14 protein-coding genes are annotated in these 18,095 nt (G+C 69.1%); 8 read left to right on the top strand and 6 right to left on the bottom strand.

Annotation, left to right across the window (positions count from 1 at the left end):
* Positions 1-44: 44 nt before the first annotated feature.
* The gene (locus tag FFS52_RS12775; protein ID WP_055475084.1) at positions 45-1,220 is read right to left on the bottom strand and encodes an acyl-CoA dehydrogenase family protein; all 1,176 of its coding nucleotides are present in this window, start codon (positions 1,218-1,220) and stop codon (positions 45-47) included.
* 175 nt (positions 1,221-1,395) lie between these two features.
* Here FFS52_RS12775 and FFS52_RS12770 point away from each other — a divergent pair, with 175 nt between their 5' ends.
* Positions 1,396-2,922: a PAS domain S-box protein gene (locus FFS52_RS12770; protein ID WP_137809927.1), complete on the top strand. Its 1,527-nt coding sequence runs from the start codon at positions 1,396-1,398 to the stop codon at positions 2,920-2,922.
* A 49-nt stretch (positions 2,923-2,971) separates the two neighbouring features.
* On the opposite strand, the gene FFS52_RS12765 is transcribed toward FFS52_RS12770, so the two are convergent.
* Together FFS52_RS12765 and FFS52_RS12755 are read right to left on the bottom strand one after the other, a co-directional pair.
* Positions 2,972-4,099, bottom strand: coding sequence for a nitronate monooxygenase family protein (locus FFS52_RS12765; protein ID WP_055475085.1), 1,128 nt, complete (start codon positions 4,097-4,099; stop codon positions 2,972-2,974).
* Between the two features lie 180 nt (positions 4,100-4,279).
* Positions 4,280-5,590 (bottom strand): NAD(P)/FAD-dependent oxidoreductase, encoded by a 1,311-nt coding sequence (locus FFS52_RS12755; protein ID WP_068970310.1) that lies wholly within the window; start codon positions 5,588-5,590, stop codon positions 4,280-4,282.
* Between the two features lie 75 nt (positions 5,591-5,665).
* Between FFS52_RS12755 and FFS52_RS12750 the strand changes: the two genes are divergently transcribed.
* Genes FFS52_RS12750 through FFS52_RS12740 form a run of 3 tightly spaced genes read left to right on the top strand, consistent with a single transcriptional unit; the run spans position 5,666 to position 9,266 of the window.
* Positions 5,666-6,187, top strand: a complete 522-nt coding sequence (locus FFS52_RS12750) for a 2Fe-2S iron-sulfur cluster-binding protein (protein ID WP_171011624.1) — start codon at positions 5,666-5,668, stop codon at positions 6,185-6,187.
* On the top strand, positions 6,184-7,167 hold the full coding sequence (locus FFS52_RS12745; protein ID WP_068970311.1) for a xanthine dehydrogenase family protein subunit M: 984 nt from the start codon (positions 6,184-6,186) through the stop codon (positions 7,165-7,167). Before FFS52_RS12750 ends, FFS52_RS12745 begins: the two co-directional genes overlap by 4 nt.
* The gene (locus FFS52_RS12740) at positions 7,164-9,266 is read left to right on the top strand and encodes a xanthine dehydrogenase family protein molybdopterin-binding subunit (RefSeq protein WP_068970312.1); all 2,103 of its coding nucleotides are present in this window, start codon (positions 7,164-7,166) and stop codon (positions 9,264-9,266) included. The genes FFS52_RS12745 and FFS52_RS12740 overlap by 4 nt, the downstream gene beginning before the upstream one ends.
* A gap of 21 nt (positions 9,267-9,287) precedes the next feature.
* Here the strand turns inward: FFS52_RS12740 and FFS52_RS12735 are convergent, their stop codons facing one another.
* Positions 9,288-10,016, bottom strand: coding sequence for a hypothetical protein (locus FFS52_RS12735; protein WP_058250868.1), 729 nt, complete (start codon positions 10,014-10,016; stop codon positions 9,288-9,290).
* Between the two features lie 173 nt (positions 10,017-10,189).
* The gene (locus FFS52_RS12730; protein WP_137809913.1) at positions 10,190-10,774 is read right to left on the bottom strand and encodes an NTP transferase domain-containing protein; all 585 of its coding nucleotides are present in this window, start codon (positions 10,772-10,774) and stop codon (positions 10,190-10,192) included.
* Positions 10,775-10,825: 51 nt separating this feature from the next.
* Between FFS52_RS12730 and uraD the strand changes: the two genes are divergently transcribed.
* Complete coding sequence (gene uraD, locus FFS52_RS12725; protein WP_137809912.1) at positions 10,826-11,329, top strand: 2-oxo-4-hydroxy-4-carboxy-5-ureidoimidazoline decarboxylase; 504 nt, start codon at positions 10,826-10,828, stop codon at positions 11,327-11,329.
* Complete coding sequence (gene uraH / locus FFS52_RS12720; RefSeq protein ID WP_068970315.1) at positions 11,326-11,652, top strand: hydroxyisourate hydrolase; 327 nt, start codon at positions 11,326-11,328, stop codon at positions 11,650-11,652. The genes uraD and uraH overlap by 4 nt, the downstream gene beginning before the upstream one ends.
* 37 nt (positions 11,653-11,689) lie before the next feature.
* Here uraH and FFS52_RS12715 read toward each other — a convergent pair whose 3' ends face one another.
* Positions 11,690-15,079, bottom strand: coding sequence for a pyruvate carboxylase (locus FFS52_RS12715; RefSeq protein ID WP_137809911.1), 3,390 nt, complete (start codon positions 15,077-15,079; stop codon positions 11,690-11,692).
* A 524-nt stretch (positions 15,080-15,603) separates the two neighbouring features.
* On the opposite strand from FFS52_RS12715, the gene FFS52_RS12710 reads away from it, so the two are divergent.
* Both FFS52_RS12710 and FFS52_RS12705 read left to right on the top strand, forming a co-directional pair.
* Positions 15,604-16,389, top strand: a complete 786-nt coding sequence (locus FFS52_RS12710; RefSeq protein WP_137809910.1) for an SGNH/GDSL hydrolase family protein — start codon at positions 15,604-15,606, stop codon at positions 16,387-16,389.
* A 113-nt stretch (positions 16,390-16,502) separates the two neighbouring features.
* Entirely contained in the window at positions 16,503-17,999 is a 1,497-nt protein-coding gene (locus FFS52_RS12705) for an MFS transporter (RefSeq protein WP_137809909.1), read from the top strand.
* Positions 18,000-18,095 lie beyond the last annotated feature (96 nt).

Here is an 18,095-nt window from a genome sequence, read left to right as displayed (position 1 = left end):
TGGTCTCCTCGCGGTCGTGACGTCTGGGCTGGATGACGGGTGGGTCAGGGAAAGCTGGGGATTCCGGCCTCGAGGCCGAGAAGCAGAGCACCGGCGGCCTCGTAGGTGTTGGTCTGCAACATCGCGTGCTGCGCGGGCACCAACGCGTCCTGCAGGAACCGCTGCAGCGGATGGGTCTCGTAGATGGCCCCGGTGCCGGCGAGGTCGAACACCTGCAGCACGACGCTGCGCCCGACGTGTGCGGCGTGGGTGGCACTCAACCGCAACAGGGCCTGATCGTCGGTCGAGATGTGCTGTCCCGCGACGGCCTTGGCCCACACCCGGTCGGTGCTGTCGTAGAAGAACGCACGCGCCGAACGCAATTCGGCCTCGGCGACCGCCAGGCCGCTCTTGTACGCCGGCCGGTTGCCCTTGCTGGCACCCCCGGTGATCGAGGTCCGCGCCGCACCGACCTCGATCGCGTAGTCGAGCGCGCCCCGGGCCGCGCCGAGGGTCACCACCGCCAGCACCTGCGCGGCGTAGGCCAGCGCCGGGTACCGGGTCAGCGGTTCGTCGATCTGCGGTGCGCCGCCCCGCACGAAGGTCATCTCCTCGGGCACGAACACGCGGTCGGCGCGGATGGCATGGGAACCGGTCGCCTTCATCCCGGCGACATCCCAGTTGTCGACGATCTCCACCTCGGCCGGATCGACCAGCGCCGTCAGCGGTTTGCCGCCGGTCTCGGGTCCGCCGGCCAGACCGATCCCGAGGAGGTCGGCGCCGCGACATCCGCTGGCGAACTGCCAGACCCCCGAGCACAGGTAGCCGCCGTCGACCCGCTGTGCCTCCTGCATGGGGAACAGCCCGCCCGCGTAGGCGACATCGGGACCGTGGGCGTAGATCTTCTGCTGGGTCTCGGCCGGCAGCGCGGCGAAGTAGACCAGCGACGATCCGAAACTGGACACCCACCCGGTGGCGGGGTCGACGGCGGAGATGCGTTCGACCAGCGACATGAAATCCGACGGTGCCATCGGCTCGCCTCCGAACGCCGCCGGCGTCGAGGCCCGGTACATGCCGGCACGCTTCAGCAACGCGATGAAGTCGGCGGGCACGTAGCGCTGCGAGTTGAACTCGTCCCGACGATCCCGGAGCACGTCGAGCGCGTGGTCGAACGCGGCGTCGCGCGCCGCCCCCGCCGGTTCCGCACACACCCGTTCGGTCAGGCTCTCCGCGGTCATCATTGTCTCCGTTCGGAATCGACTCTCGATCTCGAGTCCGACACTATGGACGCGGGACCCGACGCGGTATCGGGATTTCCCGCGCCGCGGGTAAGCAATTCCTTACTTGCGTGTCCTCACCTGCATGGCATCGTGGCGGGGGCGAAGATGAGAACTCGGCGAAGGTGAGGTGATGGCGATGTTCCCCGCGCGTCGGGACTTCGAGCAGATGATCCTGCACACCGGCACCGGCATCCTCATCCACGAGGCGAGTTCGAAGAACATCCTGTGGGCCAACCCGGCCGCGTGCCGGATCTTCGGGTTCACCCTGGAGGAACTCAAGCCCCTCAAGGCACACCACATGAGCGCCCAGGAGCGTCAGTACCGCCGCGAGGTCGGCGTGGCATGGCTCCAGTCCGCGGTGGTGCACGGGTCGAGCCGCAAACAGTGGAAGTACCGCGCCAAGGACGGCACCGAGTTCCTCACCGATGCCCGCGCGACCCTGGTGCGCTGCGAGGACGGGCCGGTCGTGATGGTCGAGTTCCGCAACATCTCCGACGAGGTCGAGTTGCAGGAAGAACTGACCTGGGTGTCGGAGTCGTTGCAGCGCATCATGACCCACACGTCGGCCGGGATCGTCGTGCTCGACGACGACAACTGCATCGACGACATCTCCCCACTGGCCGCCAAGCTGTTCGGCCGCACCCCCGCGGAGCTGTCGGGCGTCCATCTGGAAGACCTCGGCCGGTGTGAGCCCCGGCTGACCAGTGACCCCGTCGTCGAGCGGCTGACGGACGGTGCGGGTTCGGTCGAGATCCAGCAGGAGATCATCAAGGACGACGGCAGCACCGTGTGGCTGGCCGGCGAACTCGAGATCGTCGCCCATGACGGCATCTCCTCGCGGGTCCTGACCGTGCGCGACGTGACCGACCGCGTCGAATGGGAACGCCGCAACGCCTACCAGGAGGCCAATCTCCAGTATCTGAGCCGTTACCACGCGATGGGTGACATGGCGATGATCCTGGCCCACGAGCTCGGGCAGCCGCTCGCGGCGTCGACGAACTACCTGAGCGGACTCAAGGCCCGTGTCTCCGCCGAGACCGTCGACGCCCGCAGCCTCGCCTACGGCATCGACCAGATCGAGAAGCAACTCCACCGCGCCGCCGACATCGTGGCCTCCGTCCGCCGCTACGTACGACGCATCGAGAGCACCTCGACGCTCATGGATCTCAACGAGACCGTCGAGGAGAGCCTGTACTTCGTGCGACTACGCGCGGCCGAGCAGGGCGTACGCGTGTACGCCGAGATCCCCGACCGCGACCTGCCGATCCAGGGCGAGAACGTGCTCATCGGACAGGTCATCATCAACCTGTGCGTCAACGCACTCGACGAGATCGTCCGTCCGACAACCGAGGTGAAGGAACTGACGATCCAGACCGGCGAGTCCGACGGACTGGCCTCGGTGTGGATCCGTGACCAGGGACGCGGCATGACGGGCGTGCCCACCGATCGCCTCGCCTCCGGCGCGTTCTCGTCCAAGCAGGACGGTTCCGGAATCGGGCTCATCATCTCCGAGCACATCGTCGAGCGCCACGGCGGGACGATCCGGTACCTGCCGAACGAACCGTCGGGCACCACCGTCCAGGTGACTCTCCCCCTCGCGACGATCGCCGAGGACGGCGCCGGCCACTCCCCGGCTCCCGCGTCGCCGTTTCCGTCCCGCTGATTGAATCCAATCAGCGGGACGGAAACGAGGCCGCGCGAATTAGCCCCGGCTAGGCGTTCGCGTTGGCGAACGAGTCCAGGCTGCTCGTGGCGTCGATGTACTCGGTCACCCACCGCTCGATCACCGCAGAGGTCTTCTCGACCTTGCGGAACTGCCCGACCACCTGCCCGACCGGGTTGAAGGCGACGTCGATGCTCTCGTCGGGGTACTTGTGCGTCGCGGCCACCGCCATCCCGGAGACCATGTACTGCAACGGCATCCCCAGCGGATCGGGATTCTTCGGATCCTCCCAGGCCTCGGTCCAGTCGTTGCGCAGCATGCGGCACGGCTTGCCGGTGAACGATCGGCTCCGTACGGTGTCCCGGCTGGAGGCGTCGATGTAGGTCTGCTGCTGGACCGGGGTGTTCTCAGCCTCCTCGACCATCAGCCACTGCGATCCGGTCCACGCGCCCTGCGCCCCGAGGGCCAGCGCCGCCGCGATCTGCTCACCGCTGCCGATGCCACCGGCGGCCAGAACCGGAACCGGCGCAACCTCTTTGACGACCTGCGGCCAGAGCACGATGGAGCCGACCTCGCCGCAGTGACCGCCGCCCTCGCCGCCCTGGGCGATGATGATGTCGACACCCGCATCGGCGTGCTTGCGGGCCTGCTTCGGCGATCCGCACAGCGCGGCGACCTTGCGGCCGGCGGACTGGATCTTCTCGATCATGTCGGCGGGTGGCGTCCCGAGGGCGTTCGCGATCAGGGTGACCTTGGGGTGCTGGAGCGCGATCTCGACCTGCGGCGTGGCAGTGGCCTCGGTCCAACCGAGAAGCTGCAGGGAGTTGTCACTGTCCTCGTTGAGCGGCACGCCGTGGTCACGCAGGAGCTTGCGTCCGAAGTCGAGGGTCTCCGCCGGCACCATCGACTGCAACATCTTGGTGAGTTCCTCGCCCGACATGTTCGAGTCCATGCCCTCGTACTTGTTCGGGATGACGATGTCGACGCCGTAGGGACGGTCGCCGATGTGCTCGTCGATCCAGTTGAGCTCGATCTCGAGCTCCTCGGGGGTGAAGCCAACCGCGCCGAGCACTCCGAAACCGCCCGCCTTGCTCACCGCGACCACCACGTCCCGGCAGTGGGTGAACGCGAAGATCGGGAACTCGATACCGAGCTCGTCGCAGATCGGGGTGTGCATGGAGGACTCCTCGCCCGTCAGAAGAACAACCAGAATTAGAACGTGTTCTACTCTGAGTACCAGGCGAGGCGGTCACGGACAAGCGATCGGGGAGAACTCGGGTCCCGGCGCCGGGAGCGAAGCGAGCGGGCCGAATCGACCCGGCGCCGGGAGCGAAGCGAGCGGGCCGAATCTACCCGGTCACTGCCCGTAGGGCTGCCTCGCCGTCTCGGGGCTGCCGTAGGTGATGGCGCGCTCCCGCCGGGTGTCGGTGAGCAGCGTTGCGCCCCACGTCATGACGGTCCCCATCCGGTTGCGGACACCCGCCAGGAAGGCGATGTGGATGACGCCCCAGGCCACCCAGCCGAGGAACCCCGACAGCTGGAGCGGGCCGGACTGGACGATCGCGTGGCGGCGGGCGATGTAGGCCGCGGTACCCAGATCGCGGTATCTGAACGGAGTTCTTTCCTGTTGCCCTGCAACGGTTTCCGCGATCACCACCCCGGCGTGCCGGCCGCCCTGCATCGCCACCTCGGCGACCCCGGGCAGGTCTCGGTAGGAACTCATGTCGCCGCAGACGAAGATGTCGGGATGGCCCGGGACCGAGAGATCGTCCTCGACCGGTATCCGCCCGCCGCGGTCCTGTTCGACACCCAGCGACCGGGCAAGTGTGGTGGCGAAGGGGACGGCCTCGACGCCCGTCGTCCACAGCGTCGTGCGCGCCGGGTAGACGTTCTTGGTCCCGTCGGCCTTGCGGGTCGTCTCGACGTGGTCCTCTCCGACCCCGGTGACGTGCACGCCGAGGTGGGTCTCGACGCCGAGGTTGTCGAGCGTGCGCTGGGCGCTGGCCGAGAGCCGCGTCGAGAACGACGGCAGCACGCGGTCGCCGCCGTGGAGCAGCAGCACCCGCGCCTGCGCCGGATCGATCGCGTCGAACTCGCGCTCGAGCGCCAGGGTCGCGACCTCCCGGATCTGTCCGGCGAGCTCGACGCCGGTCGGGCCGCCGCCCGCCACCGCGAAGGTGAGCCAGGACCGCTGCTCCTCCGGGTCGGTGATCGTCTCGGCCATCTCGAACGCGGCCATGATCTTGCGGCGGATCGACAGCGCGTCATCGAGCGTCTTCATCCCGGGCGCGAACTCCGCGAACGCCTCGTTGCCGCGGTAGGCGGTGCGCATGCCGGCGCCGACCACGAGGTAGTCGTAGCCGAGACGGAACGACGACCCGTCGATGCGGTCGACCGTCACCTGGTGACCCTCGACGTCGATGCCCGACGCCTCGCCGAGGACGACGTCGAGGTTCTTGTGCCGACGGGTCAGATGCCGAACCGGGCTGGAGATCGCGCCCTCGGACAACAGACCGGTGGCGCACTGGTACAGCAGCGGCTGGAACAGGTGGCTGGTCCCGCGGTCGACGATGGTGACGTCGACCGGCTCGTTCTTGAGCCTGCGGGCGCAGTGCATACCCGCGAATCCGGCACCGATCACAACAACTCTGGGTCTCGAGGGGGCCATTCGACCGATTGTTCCAGACATTTCGCGGTTCTCGGCGGGTGTTTACCGCCTCTACGGACGGGTATGCCTCGCGACGTGGAAGCCAAAGTCTCCTTGACCGTGAACGGTGCCGAACACGACGTCGTCGTGGACACGCGAACAACACTGCTCGACGGTCTGCGTGACCGGCTGGGCATCTTCTCGCCCAAGAAGGGATGCGATCACGGCCAGTGCGGTTCGTGCACCGTGCTGGTCGACGGCAGGCGCATCGTCAGTTGCCTGTCCTTTGCCGTCTCCTACGAAGGCAGCGACATCGTCACCGCCGAGGGCCTGGGCGACGGTGACGAGCTACACGACATGCAGCAGGCGTTCATCGACGAGGACGCCCTCCAGTGCGGCTACTGCACCCCCGGCCAGCTGTGCTCGGCCATCGGGATGCTCGACGAGGCGAAACAGGGGTATCCCAGCCACGTCACCGAGGACCTCGACCCGTCGTCGAGCGGCGACGCGAGTCCGCTGGCCGACGACGAGATCCGGGAACGGATGAGCGGCAACCTCTGCCGATGCGCGGCGTACCCGAACATCCTCGCGGCGATCCGACAGGCGGCCGATCGATGATCCCGTTCACCTACGAGCGTGCGACCGACGTCCCCGCCGCCGTGGACTTCCTGCGGGATCACGACGGCGCGAAGCTGATCGCCGGCGGCACCAACCTGGTCGACCACATGAAGCTGGGCGTCGCCGACCCGCCGGCGCTGCTCGACATCTCCCGCCTGCCGCTCGACGACATCACCGAACGCCCCGACGGCTCGCTCCGGCTCGGCGCCACCGCCCGCAACGCCGACACCGCCGCCCATCCCCTCGTCCGGCGCCGCTACCCCGTCCTGGCCCGCGCCCTGCTCTCGGGCGCCTCGCCGCAGTTGCGCAACCTCGCGACCAATGCGGGAAACCTGTTGCAGCGCACCAGATGCGTCTACTTCCAGGACGTCACGACCCCGTGCAACAAGCGGACGCCGGGCTCGGGCTGCTCGGCCGTCGGCGGATACACGCGGTATCACGCCATCCTGGGTGCATCCGAGACCTGCGTCGCGACCCACCCCTCCGACATGGCGGTGGCCCTCACCGCCCTCGACGCGCGCATCGTCGTGCAAGGCCCCGACGGCGAGCGCGTGGTGGACATCGGTGACTTCTACCGGCTCCCGGGTGAGCATCCCGAGCGCGACACGGTGCTCGAGCCGCACGATGTCATCGTGGCCATCGACGTGCCACCGCCCCTGCCGGACTCGTCGTCGACCTACCGCAAGGTGCGCGACCGTGCGTCGTACGCCTTCGCGCTCGTGTCCGTCGGGGCCGAGGTGAGCATGGACGGTGACGCCATCGGCGAAACGCGGATCGCGTTCGGCGGTGTCGCGCACAAGCCCTGGCGGGCCGCGCGGGCCGAAGAGGTGCTGCGTGGTCAGCGACCGTCGACCGAATTGTTCGCCGCGGCAGCCGATGCCGAACTCGGCGAGGCCCGTGCACTCGAGGGCAACGAGTTCAAGGTGCCCCTCGCCCGCCGCACCCTGATCGCCACCCTGCGGGAGCTGAGCACTCGATGACCGCGATCGGTACCTCCCACGCCCGCATCGACGGCGCCGACAAGGTGCGCGGCACTGCGCCGTATGCCTACGAGCACCTCACCGAGGCCGCGTACCTGTGGCCGATCACCGCGACCATCGCGCGCGGACGCATCACCGGATTCGACACGGCCGCAGCCGAATCGACGCCCGGTGTGCTGTACGTACTCACACCCGAGAATGCACCGGAACTGGCCGACACCTCCAGCGGCGACCTCACGATCCTGCAGTCGCCCGAAATCGCCTACCGCGGGCAGCTGATCGGCGCCGTCGTCGCGGAGAGTCCCGAGACGGCACGCGAAGCCGCCTCGGCGGTGACCGTCACCTACGACGAGGACGCCCACGACACCGAGTTCCGCGTCGATCACCCCGAAAGCTACCGGCCCGAACAGGTCAACGGCGGGTTCGAGCCCACCTCACAGGACGGCGACCCCGATCGAATCCTGGACGAAGCGGCCAGTACCACCGGCGGGGACACGGTCACGGTCGACCAGTGGTACTCCACCCCGGAGGAGCACAACAACCCGATGGAGCCGCACACCGTGGTGGCCACCTGGGATGCGGATGCCGCTGTCCTCACGCTCTACGACTCGACCCAGTCGACCCAGGGCGTGGTGTCCTCGCTGGCGCCGGTGCTGGGTCTCGAACCCGAGCGGATGAGGGTGATGGCGCCGCACGTCGGCGGTGGATTCGGGTCGAAGGGCTCGCCGCACTCGCACGACGTGCTCGCGGCCATGGCGGCCATGCGCCTGCCCGGTCGTCCGGTGAAGTTCGCGGTGACCCGGCAGCACATGTTCGTCTTCGTCGGACACCGCGCGCCCACCCGATCCCGTCTGCGGCTGGCCGCCGATCGGGACGGCCACATCACCGCGATGGTGCACGAGGCATTCACCCACAGCGCACATGCCGGGGAGTTCGCCGAGCAGGCCGCGGTCACCTCACGATCGATGTACTCGGCCGACCATCGGCGGACCGACCACCACGTCGTCCCCCTCGATGTCCCGGTCCCGTTCTGGATGCGTGCGCCCGGCGAGGCTCCGGGGATGTTCGCCGGCGAGGTCGCCATGGACGAACTTGCACATGCCCTCGACCTCGATCCGATCGAGTTGCGTGTGCGCAACGAACCGCCCGAGGACCCCGAGACGGGCAACCCGTGGTCGTCGCGGCGGCTGCTCGACTGTCTCCGCGAGGGGGCCGGACGATTCGGCTGGGAGCGGCGTGTGGCGGAGCCGGCGGCCCGCCGGAACGGTCGGCAGCTGGTCGGCCTGGGGGTCGCGTCGTCGACCTATCCCCACATGGTGCAGCCGGGCAACTCGGCGTCGATCACCCATCGCGACGGCCGGTACACGGTCCGGATCGCCGCCACCGACATCGGCACCGGTGCGTGGACGACCCTGAAGATCATCGCCGCCGACGCGCTCGACGTACCCACCGACGTCGTCGACATCGAGATCGGCGACAGCGCGCTGCCCAGCGCGACCGTCGCCGGCGGTTCGTCGGGTACCTCGTCCTGGGGATCGGCCATCGTCACCGCCGCGCATCAGTTCCGTGCACGTTTCGGCGACGATTCGCCTCCGGACGCCGAACTCAGCGCGGAGGCGGCGGACAACCCCGATCTCGAGAAGTTCACCGTGGCCTCGTTCGGCGCGCACTTCGTCGAGGTCGGCGTCGACATCGACACCGGGGAGATCCGCATCCCGCGCATGCTCGGGGTGTTCTCCATCGGCCGCGCCATCAACCCGCGCACCGTCCGTTCGCAACTCATCGGCGGCATGACCTTCGGTATCTCGATGGCGTTGCACGAGGAGAGCGTCCGCGATCACCGGTTCGGCCACGTGGTCACGCAGGATCTCGCCGAGTACCACATCCCCGTGCACGCCGACATCGCCGACGTCGACGCGATCTGCCTCGACGACCGCGACGAACACGCCACCCCGATGGGTTCGCGCGGAGCGGGCGAGATCGGGATCGTCGGCAGTGCCGCCGCGGTGGTCAACGCGATCTACAACGCCACCGGGGTACGGGTCCGGGACCTGCCGGCGCACCTCGACGATCTGCTCGGCGGACTGCCTGACCAGTAGTCGCCGCCCTGCGGTGCGGAGTCAGGCCGCGCCCGGGTAGCTCGACCACCCCGGTACCGGCTGCTGGGCCGGCCACGGCTCGGTGTCGGCCATCGGCAGCCAATGCGGCATACCGTCCGGAGTCATTGCGGCGCATGCCTTCTGATCCGGGGTCGGCGTCGGATACAGGGCCGCGAAGTCGTAGCGGGAGGTGTACCAGCCGCCGAACACGTCGGCGCCGGGGGTCCGCTCGCCCCCGCGTGGTGCGGCCGCGGGATCGGTTCCCACGCGGCGGATGTCGATCTCCACCGGCCGCGGGGTGTCGTATCCGACGGTCCACTCGCCGTTCTGCTGCACCGACCGATACCCGTGACGGCACATCACGATTCGCGCCCAACCGTTGTCGTCGACGCGGCGCAAACCCTGATAGAAGGCGGTGCCGACCTCGCGGCCCGAGGTCGACTGGATCGGGGGGTACGCCGTCACCATCTGGTCGATGTTCGACGGCGCGGCGTCGGCGAAACCGGGGTAGCCCCACCGCGCCGACCGTCCGGCGTTGGCGAGTTCGAAGGACTCGGTGAAGGCTCGGACGAAGGTGCCCTCGGCGGACTGCGGATCGAGGACACCGGTCGCGGTCCAGCGGAAGGTGGTGTCGAATCCGGGCGGCAGATGCGCGTCCTGCGCGGCGCGGGCCGGCGGTGTCCGCTCCGGTACGTCGGGCCCGGTGGCGCATGCCGCGAGGCCGGCTCCCACGACGAGCGCGACGAGCATCGCGGTGAGGCGTCGACGACGATCGTGCGCCACGGTGATCACCCGCTTCGACGAGAGTGCGGTCCGTTACCCGGCTATGTCTGCACCCTAGACATGGACGCTTGTCCCACGTGGGATCACCGTGCACCGGAACGGCGTCGAGAAGGTCTCGAAATGGGCACGCTGATCCCAGGTCAGGGCCGCTCGTCGATGTCCACACCGGGCGCCAGATCCCCGCACTCGACGCGGGTCACCGCCCGGGACCGGAGATACACCTGAGCACCCACGTCACCATCGACCACACGCAGAGCCGGCCCGAGATGGTCGGCACCGATGTACACCGGGTGCCCCGGACTGCCGTCGAAGACCGCTCGCGCGAGGAGCGCGCGGTCACCCGATGCCGCGCCCAGGACGCGAGCGACGACGTCGGCGCGCGTGCCCGGGGTGTCGACCACGTGCACCGTCAGCCCCGCCGCGTCCGGTCGTGCCATCGCCCACCGCAGGGCCGCGGCCACCGTGGCGCCGACGCCGTCGGCCCAGTTCTCGACGATCAGCGTCTCGGCGCCGGCCGGTGGTTCGACGACCGCGGCGCCCATGGCGACCGTCACCTCGGAGCAACCGCCGTCGCGCAACGCCGCGACCGCCCGCTCGAGCCACCGGCCGTCGTGCGCGAGGATCTTCGGCATCCCGTACCTGGTCCCGGCTCCGGCGGCGAGTACCACACCGAGCACCCGTCCCGCGGAGTCGTCCGGGGACGCTGTCCCGGTGACGTCGTCCATCGCTCCATCTTCCACGCGCCGTCTGCGCCCACGCCTCCTAGGCTGGTCATCATGCGGCTCAACGAGATGGACGACGACGAAGCCCGTGCGGCGCTGCGCAGCTGTTGCGCATCGACGGCCTGGATCGAGCGCATGATGCTCGCGCGGCCCTTCGGCGATGTACCCGCTGTGCTCGATGCCGCCGATCGAACACTGACCGAGATCAGCGAGGACGACCTCGACGAGGCGCTCGCCGGGCATCCGCGGATCGGCGACCGGCCCGACAACGCCTCGTCGGCGCGCGAACAGTCCGGGGTGGCGGGCTCGTCGGCCTCGGTGCTCGCCGAGCTGAGAGACGCCAATGTCGCCTACGAGGCGCGGTTCGGGCACGTCTACCTGGTCTTCGCGAACGGGCGGCCCGCCGACGAGCTGCTCGCCATCCTCCGGACGCGGATGACCAACGACGCCTCCACCGAACGCCGGGTACTGCGTGCGGAACTGGCGAAGATCAACCGCGCCCGCCTGCTCCGTATGCTGTCGACCGAGCACGCCGCCGACGAAGGGATTTTGAGATGACCGGTCTGTCCACGCACGTCCTCGACGCGGTGTCGGGTTCACCCGCCGTCGGCCTCGAGGTGTCCCTCCAGGATGCGTCGGGGACCGAATTGTTCAGCGGCAGCACCGATTCCGACGGTCGCATCACCTCAGTGAACACCGAGGCGCTCGTCCCCGGGATCTACCACCTCGTCTTCGACACCGGGAACTGGTTCGCCGACAACGACATCAAGGGTTTCTATCCCGAGATCGACGTCTGTTTCGAGATCGACGATCCCGGGCGGCATCACCATGTACCGATCCTGTTGAGCCCCTTCGCCTACTCGACGTACCGGGGTAGCTGAACCGGCGGCGGGGCGAGGCGCCCCGCCGCCGATCTGCTCAGCGGATCTCGATCAGCAGATCCCCCGGGGCGACCTGCGTCACCTGTCCGATGGCGAGTCGGGTCACGGTGCCCGCGACCGGGGCGGTGATCGCCGCCTCCATCTTCATCGCCTCGATGGTGCCGATCGTCGCGCCTGCGGCGACCTCGTCGCCGACGTCGACCGACAGCGACACGACGCCCGCGAACGGGGCACCGATGTGGTGCGGGTTGGAGCGGTCCGCCTTCTCCGCCGACGCGACAGCCGAGTCGACGGAGTGGTCGCGCACCGCGATCGGACGCAGCTGACCGTTCAGGACGCACATGACGGTCCGCATGCCCTGCTCGTCCGGTTCGCTGACCGCCTCCAGCCCGATGAGCAGATCGACACCGGGTTCGAGTTCGACGCGGTGTTCCTCGCCGTAGCGCAGTCCGTAGAAGAACTGGTTGGCCGAGAGCCTCGACGTGTCACCGTAGGCCTCGTAGTGCTCCTCGAATTCCTTTGCCGGACCGGGGAAGAGCAGGTGGTTGAGCCGGACCTGACGGTCACGACCCGGCTTGTCGAGGATGGCCTCGTCGTCGGCGGACAGTGGGGTGACCTCGGGGGCCGGCGCGCGGCCCTGCAGCGCGAGGGTGCGCAGCGGTTCGGGCCAGCCACCGGGCGGGTCGCCCAGCTCGCCGCGCAGGAAGCCGATCACCGAGTCCGGGATGTCGTAGGAGGCCGGGTCGGCCGCGAAGTCCGAGGCGGTGATGCCGCGGCCGACCAGCGCGAGCGCGAGGTCGCCGACGACCTTCGACGACGGGGTCACCTTGACCAGTCGGCCGAGCATCGAATCAGCGGCGGCGTACGCCTGCTCGACTGCCTCGAACCTGTTGCCCAGCCCGAGGGAGATTGCCTGCTGCCGCAGGTTCGACAGCTGCCCGCCCGGGATCTCGTGGGAGTAGACCCGCCCGGTCGGCGCCGGGAGACCGGACTCGAACGGCGAGTAGACCTTTCGCAGCGCCTCCCAGTACGGCTCGAGGTCGCACACCCGCGCGAGGTCGATGCCGCTGTCCCGCTCGGTGTGGGCGGTCGCGGCGACGATCGCCGACAGCGGCGGCTGGCTCGTGGTGCCCGCCAGCGCGGCACTGGCGCCGTCGACCGCGTCGGCCCCCGCCTGCCACGCGGCCATGTAGGTCGCCAGCTGTCCGCCCGGGGTGTCGTGGGTGTGCACGTGGATCGGCAGATCGAACTCACGCCGCAGCGCCGACACCAGGGTGGTCGCCGCGGGAGCGCGCAGCAGACCCGCCATGTCCTTGATCGCCAGGACGTGCGCGCCCGCCTCCACGATCTGTTCGGCCAGGCGCAGGTAGTAGTCGAGCGTGTAGAGGTCCTCGCCCGGGTCGGACAGATCGCCGGTGTAGCTCATCGCCACCTCGGCCACCGCCGTGCCGGTCTCGCGGACCGCGTCGATCGCCGGTCGCATCGCGTCGATGTTGTTGAGGGCGTCGAAAATCCGGAAGATGTCGATGCCGACGTCGGTCGCCTCGGACACGAACGCGGTCGTCACCTTCGTCGGATACGGGGTGTAGCCGACCGTGTTGGCGCCGCGCAACAGCATCTGCAGACAGATGTTGGGGATCGCCTCCCGCAACTGCGCCAGCCGATCCCACGGGTCTTCCTTCAGGAAGCGAAGCGCCACATCGTAGGTCGCCCCGCCCCAGCACTCGACGGACAGCAGTTCGGGGGTCAGCGCGGCCACGTACGGCGCCACGTTGAGCAGCCCGTTGGTGCGCACGCGAGTCGCGAGCAGCGATTGGTGCGCATCGCGGAACGTCGTGTCGGTGATGCCCAGCCGCGGGTTCTCGCGCAGGTCGCGCGCGAACCCCTCGGGTCCGAGCTCCAACAGACGCTGCCGCGAGCCGTTCGGCGGCGAGGCGAGCACCGAACGCTCGACGGTGGGCAGCTTGTCGCGCGGGTACACCGTGGTGGGCCGCTCACCGTGCGGCTTGTTCACGGTGACGTCGGCCAGGTACGACAGGATCTTGGTACCGCGGTCGGCCGACGAACGCGAGGTCAGCAGACCGGGACGCTCGTCGATGAACGAGGTCGTGACGCGCCCGGCGCGGAAATCCGGATCGTCGAGCACCGCCTGCAGGAACGGGATGTTGGTCGCCACGCCACGGATTCGGAACTCGGCCACCGCACGACGCGCACGCCGCACCGCGGTCGGGAAATCCCGTCCGCGACAAGTCAGTTTGACGAGCATCGAGTCGAAGTGGCCACTCACCTCGGCGCCGAGGTTCGCACCGCCGTCGAGCCGGACGCCGGCACCGCCGGGGCTACGGTAGGCGGTGATGCGCCCGACATCGGGCCGGAAGCCGTTGGCGGGGTCCTCGGTGGTGATCCGGCACTGCAGCGCGGCACCGCGGATGCGGATCGTGTCCTGGGTCAGTCCGAGATCCGCCAGCGACTCCCCCGATGCGATGCGCAGCTGCGCGCTGACGAGGTCGACGTCGGTGATCTCCTCGGTCACCGTGTGCTCGACCTGGATACGCGGGTTCATCTCGATGAACACGTGGCGACCCTGTTCGTCGAGCAGGAACTCCACCGTGCCCGCGCACGAGTAGCCGATCGATCGCGCGAAAGCCACTGCGTCCGAGCAGATCTGCTCGCGCAACTCGTCGGAGAGGTTCGGTGCGGGCGCGAGCTCGATCACCTTCTGATGGCGGCGCTGCAGGCTGCAGTCGCGCTCGTAGAGGTGGATGACGTTGCCGTAGGTGTCGGCGAGGATCTGCACCTCGATGTGCCGCGGGTTGACCACGGCCTGCTCCAGGAACACCGTCGCGTCGCCGAACGCGGCCTCGGCCTCGCGCGACGCGGCCGCGATGGCCTCGGCGAGGTCGGCACGCTCGTCGACGCGGCGCATCCCCCGCCCGCCGCCACCCGCGACCGCCTTGACGAAGACCGGGAACTGCATGTCCTCCGCCGCGGCGAGCAACTCGTCGAGATCCGACGACGGCTCCGAGCTCGCGAGCACGGGGATCCCCGCCGCCTTCGCCGCGGCCACCGCGGTCGCCTTGTTGCCGGTCATCTCCAGGATGTCGGCGCTCGGGCCCACGAAGGTGATGCCCGCCTCCGCACACGCGGCGGCGAGACCCTGGTTCTCCGACAGGAATCCGTAACCGGGGTAGATAGCATCGGCGCCACACCGGACCGCCGCGCCGACGACCTCGTCGACCGACAGGTAGGCCCGAACCGGATGCCCCGGCACCCCGATCTGGTAGGACTCGTCGGCCTTCAGCCGGTGCACCGAGTTGCGATCCTCGTACGGGAAGATCGCGACCGTGCGCGCACCCAGTTCGTAGGCGGCGCGGAATGCGCGGATGGCGATCTCGCCGCGGTTGGCGACCAGAACCTTGTCGAACATCGTGGTGTTCTCTTTCTCTCACGCCTGCGCCGGTCCGGCGCGTGCTCAGCGACTCGCACAATCGCGGTGGAGATCGCGCGAACAAACTCCCGGCGGGCACGGATCGACGCGAATGTCCCGACGACGCCGACCCGTTTCCACGGGCAGTTCACGTCGTGATCCTACTCACCGAGACCGGCCGTTCGGCCACCCCCTCACACCGCCTTCGACCCCCTCGGAAACCGTGCTCCCCGACGCCGTCCACCGCGTCGGAAAGGCGGCGGCACGGCACTGTGACGCCTCCGGAAAGGTGATCGAAAACAATTGCCGCGCAATGTACGTGGCACTCATTGCCGCAGTGTTGAGAAATACTCTCCAGCAGGATTCGACAATGAGAGATCCGCAGCGTCGGGAATTCGCGAATGCCGATCGATCGCTCCATCGGAATGCCGACCGATCGCTCTGTCACGGGCTCGCTTTGTCGGCCGACGGCGCACGGGATTAGCGTCGTCGGAACCACTCCGATCCGACCGGAAGGCGTTGCCGTGGGCTTCACCCGTTACGTCGCCTTGGGCGACTCGTTCACCGAGGGAGTCGGCGATCCGGACCCGGCCCGACCCAACGGGGTACGCGGGTGGGCCGACCGTGTCGCCGAACAACTCGCCGCCGCGGCGTCCGCCGAGGGCGGGGCGGGCTTCGGCTATGCGAACCTGGCCATCCGCGGCCGGTTGCTCGACGAGGTGCTCGCCCAGCAGATCGGCCCGGCGATCGCCCTGGAGCCCGACCTGGTCACCATCTACGCCGGCGGCAACGATCTCATGCGCCCGTCCCTCGACCTCGACGCGATGATCGCGCGGTACGACGCGGCCCTGCGCGACCTGACCGCGACGGGCGCCACCGTCGTCGTCTTCACCGCCTACGACACCGGATGGGCTCCGGTGTTCCGGATGCTGCGTGGACGGGTCGCCATCTACAACGAGCTCGTCCGGGCGGTCGCCGAGAAGCACGGTGCACTGATCTGCGACTTCTGGCGGATGGCCGGTTACGACGACTACCGCATGTGGGACGCCGATCGCCTGCACATGTCGCCGCTCGGTCACGCAGAGATGGCCGGCCGGGTCCTCGACCTGCTCGGCGTCGACCACCACATCACGCCCGAGACGCTGGCCGCCGCCGCGGTCGCCACCCGCCGGGAGCAGCGGCGACAGAACGCGGAGTGGGCCCGCACCTTTCTCGGCCCCTGGGTGGTGCGCCGCATCCGCGGCGTCTCGTCGGGCGACGGACTCACCCCGCGCTGGCCCCGTCCCGTCGGCCTCGCCGACCTCGCGTAGCCCGGACGCCGGGGCTTCCCGCCGGGTGCGAACGTCTGCACCCGCGACCCGCCGGATATCTTGGTCGTTCGGAGGTGTGCACAATCGATGAGCGGAACCAGCGGGATGACGGCGTGACCAGCCGCACCGACGCCGACGGAACGACGGACAGCGCTCCGGACCTCCCGCCCCCCGATCCCACCGCCGAGAAGCCCCACCCGCGGCTCGCGGTGGCCGTGCTCTGCCTCGCCGGCATCGTCGTCGCGTTGATGCAGACGATCATCGTGCCGCTCATCCCTCAGCTCCCCGCGCTGCTGCACGCCGATGCCTCCGACACCACGTGGGCGATCACGATCACGCTGCTGCTCGGCGCGGTCGCCACCCCCATCGGCGGGCGGATCGGCGACATGTACGGCAAACGCCTCGCCATCCTGGTCAGTCTCGGCTTCGTCGCAGCGGGTTCCGTGGCCTGCGCGGTCGCGACGTCGCTCCCGCTGTTCATCATCGGCCGCGGTCTCCAGGGGCTGGGTTTCGGCATCGTCGCGCTCGGCATCAGCGTCATGCGCGACATCGTCCCGCCCCGCCACCTCGGCTCGTCGGTGGGAACGATGAGCGCCTCACTCGGCATCGGCGGTGCGCTCGGGCTCCCGGTCGCCGCCCTCATCGCCCAACACGTGAGCTGGCACGCCCTGTTCTGGTCGTGTGCGGGTGCCGCGACGCTGGCCGGTGTCGGCGTGGCCCTCACGGTCCGCTCCACCGCCAAGCCCTCCGGCGGCCGGTTCGACGCGCTCGGCGCCCTCGGACTGACGGTGCTCCTCGTCTGTCTGCTGCTGCCGTTGTCCAAGGGCGCCGAGTGGGGATGGTCCGCTCCGTTGACGCTCGGCCTGTTCGCCGGCTTCCTCATGTCGCTGGGCGTGTGGGTCCTCGTCGAACTCCGTCGCGACAGTCCGTTGATCGATCTCCGCATCCTGGGCAAGCGCCCGCTGCTGTTGACGAATCTGGCCTCGATCGCGACCGGTTTCGCCTTCTACGCGATGCAACTCATCCCGATCCAGTTGCTGATGGCCCCGACGAACAGCCCGGACGGCTTCGGGTACGACATGGTGCACGCGAGTCTCATCCTCGCGCCCAGCGGCCTGGTCATGTTCGTGTTCTCGCACATCAGCGGTCGCATCAACGCCGTCTTCGGCGCCCGCATCTCCCTCGCCCTGGGCGCGGTCATCATCGGCATCGGCTACGTGATCTTCATCGTCGGGATCGCCGGCCCGTGGGACCTCACCTGGGTCCACATGATGGTCATCGCCTGCTGCATCGGCGCCGGCCTCGGCATCGCCTACTCCGCGATGCCGGCGCTCATCATGCAATCGGTGAGCGTCGAGCAGACCGGCGAGTCCAACGGCGTCAACGCCCTCATGCGGATCATCGGCACCTCGACGGCCGCCGCCGCGGTCGGCATGCTGCTGACGTGGTCGATGATCTCGGTTTCCGTCGCCGACGGCACCGCGATCGAGGTGCCGACCGCCGAGGGCTACCTGTGGGCGTCGGCCATCGCCCTCGTCATGAGTGCGATCGCCGCCGTGGTCGCCTTCGCGATTCCCGCTCACGGCCGCAGCACCGAGACCCCGGTCTGACGACCCGGTCACCTGCGGGCCGGGTCGCCGGCCCACGAGATGCGGACCGTACCGGATGCACGTAGCGTGACGCCGTGCTTCTCTCGATGTCGATCT

Origin of the sequence: Gordonia sp. ALPHA1B1 (assembly GCF_005502615.1) — a bacterium.
Lineage (GTDB): Bacteria > Actinomycetota > Actinomycetes > Mycobacteriales > Mycobacteriaceae > Gordonia > Gordonia hongkongensis.
The sequence above is the reverse complement of the archived record's forward strand: the minus strand, read 5'-3'. Positions and strand labels throughout refer to the sequence as shown.

Bases quoted from the DNA above. Each gene is read 5' to 3' on its own strand.
- FFS52_RS12745 (WP_068970311.1), top strand. From the start codon at position 6,184: ATGATCCCGTTCACCTACGAGCGTGCGACCGACGTCCCCGCCGCCGTG.
- FFS52_RS12755 (WP_068970310.1), bottom strand. From the start codon at position 5,590: ATGGCCCCCTCGAGACCCAGAGTTGTTGTGATCGGTGCCGGATTCGCG.
- FFS52_RS12765 (WP_055475085.1), bottom strand. From the start codon at position 4,099: ATGCACACCCCGATCTGCGACGAGCTCGGTATCGAGTTCCCGATCTTC.
- FFS52_RS12730 (WP_137809913.1), bottom strand. From the start codon at position 10,774: ATGGACGACGTCACCGGGACAGCGTCCCCGGACGACTCCGCGGGACGG.
- FFS52_RS12715 (WP_137809911.1), bottom strand. From the start codon at position 15,079: ATGTTCGACAAGGTTCTGGTCGCCAACCGCGGCGAGATCGCCATCCGC.
- FFS52_RS12770 (WP_137809927.1), top strand. From the start codon at position 1,396: ATGTTCCCCGCGCGTCGGGACTTCGAGCAGATGATCCTGCACACCGGC.
- FFS52_RS12735 (WP_058250868.1), bottom strand. From the start codon at position 10,016: ATGCTCGTCGCGCTCGTCGTGGGAGCCGGCCTCGCGGCATGCGCCACC.
- uraH (WP_068970315.1), top strand. From the start codon at position 11,326: ATGACCGGTCTGTCCACGCACGTCCTCGACGCGGTGTCGGGTTCACCC.
- FFS52_RS12740 (WP_068970312.1), top strand. From the start codon at position 7,164: ATGACCGCGATCGGTACCTCCCACGCCCGCATCGACGGCGCCGACAAG.
- uraD (WP_137809912.1), top strand. From the start codon at position 10,826: ATGCGGCTCAACGAGATGGACGACGACGAAGCCCGTGCGGCGCTGCGC.
- FFS52_RS12775 (WP_055475084.1), bottom strand. From the start codon at position 1,220: ATGATGACCGCGGAGAGCCTGACCGAACGGGTGTGTGCGGAACCGGCG.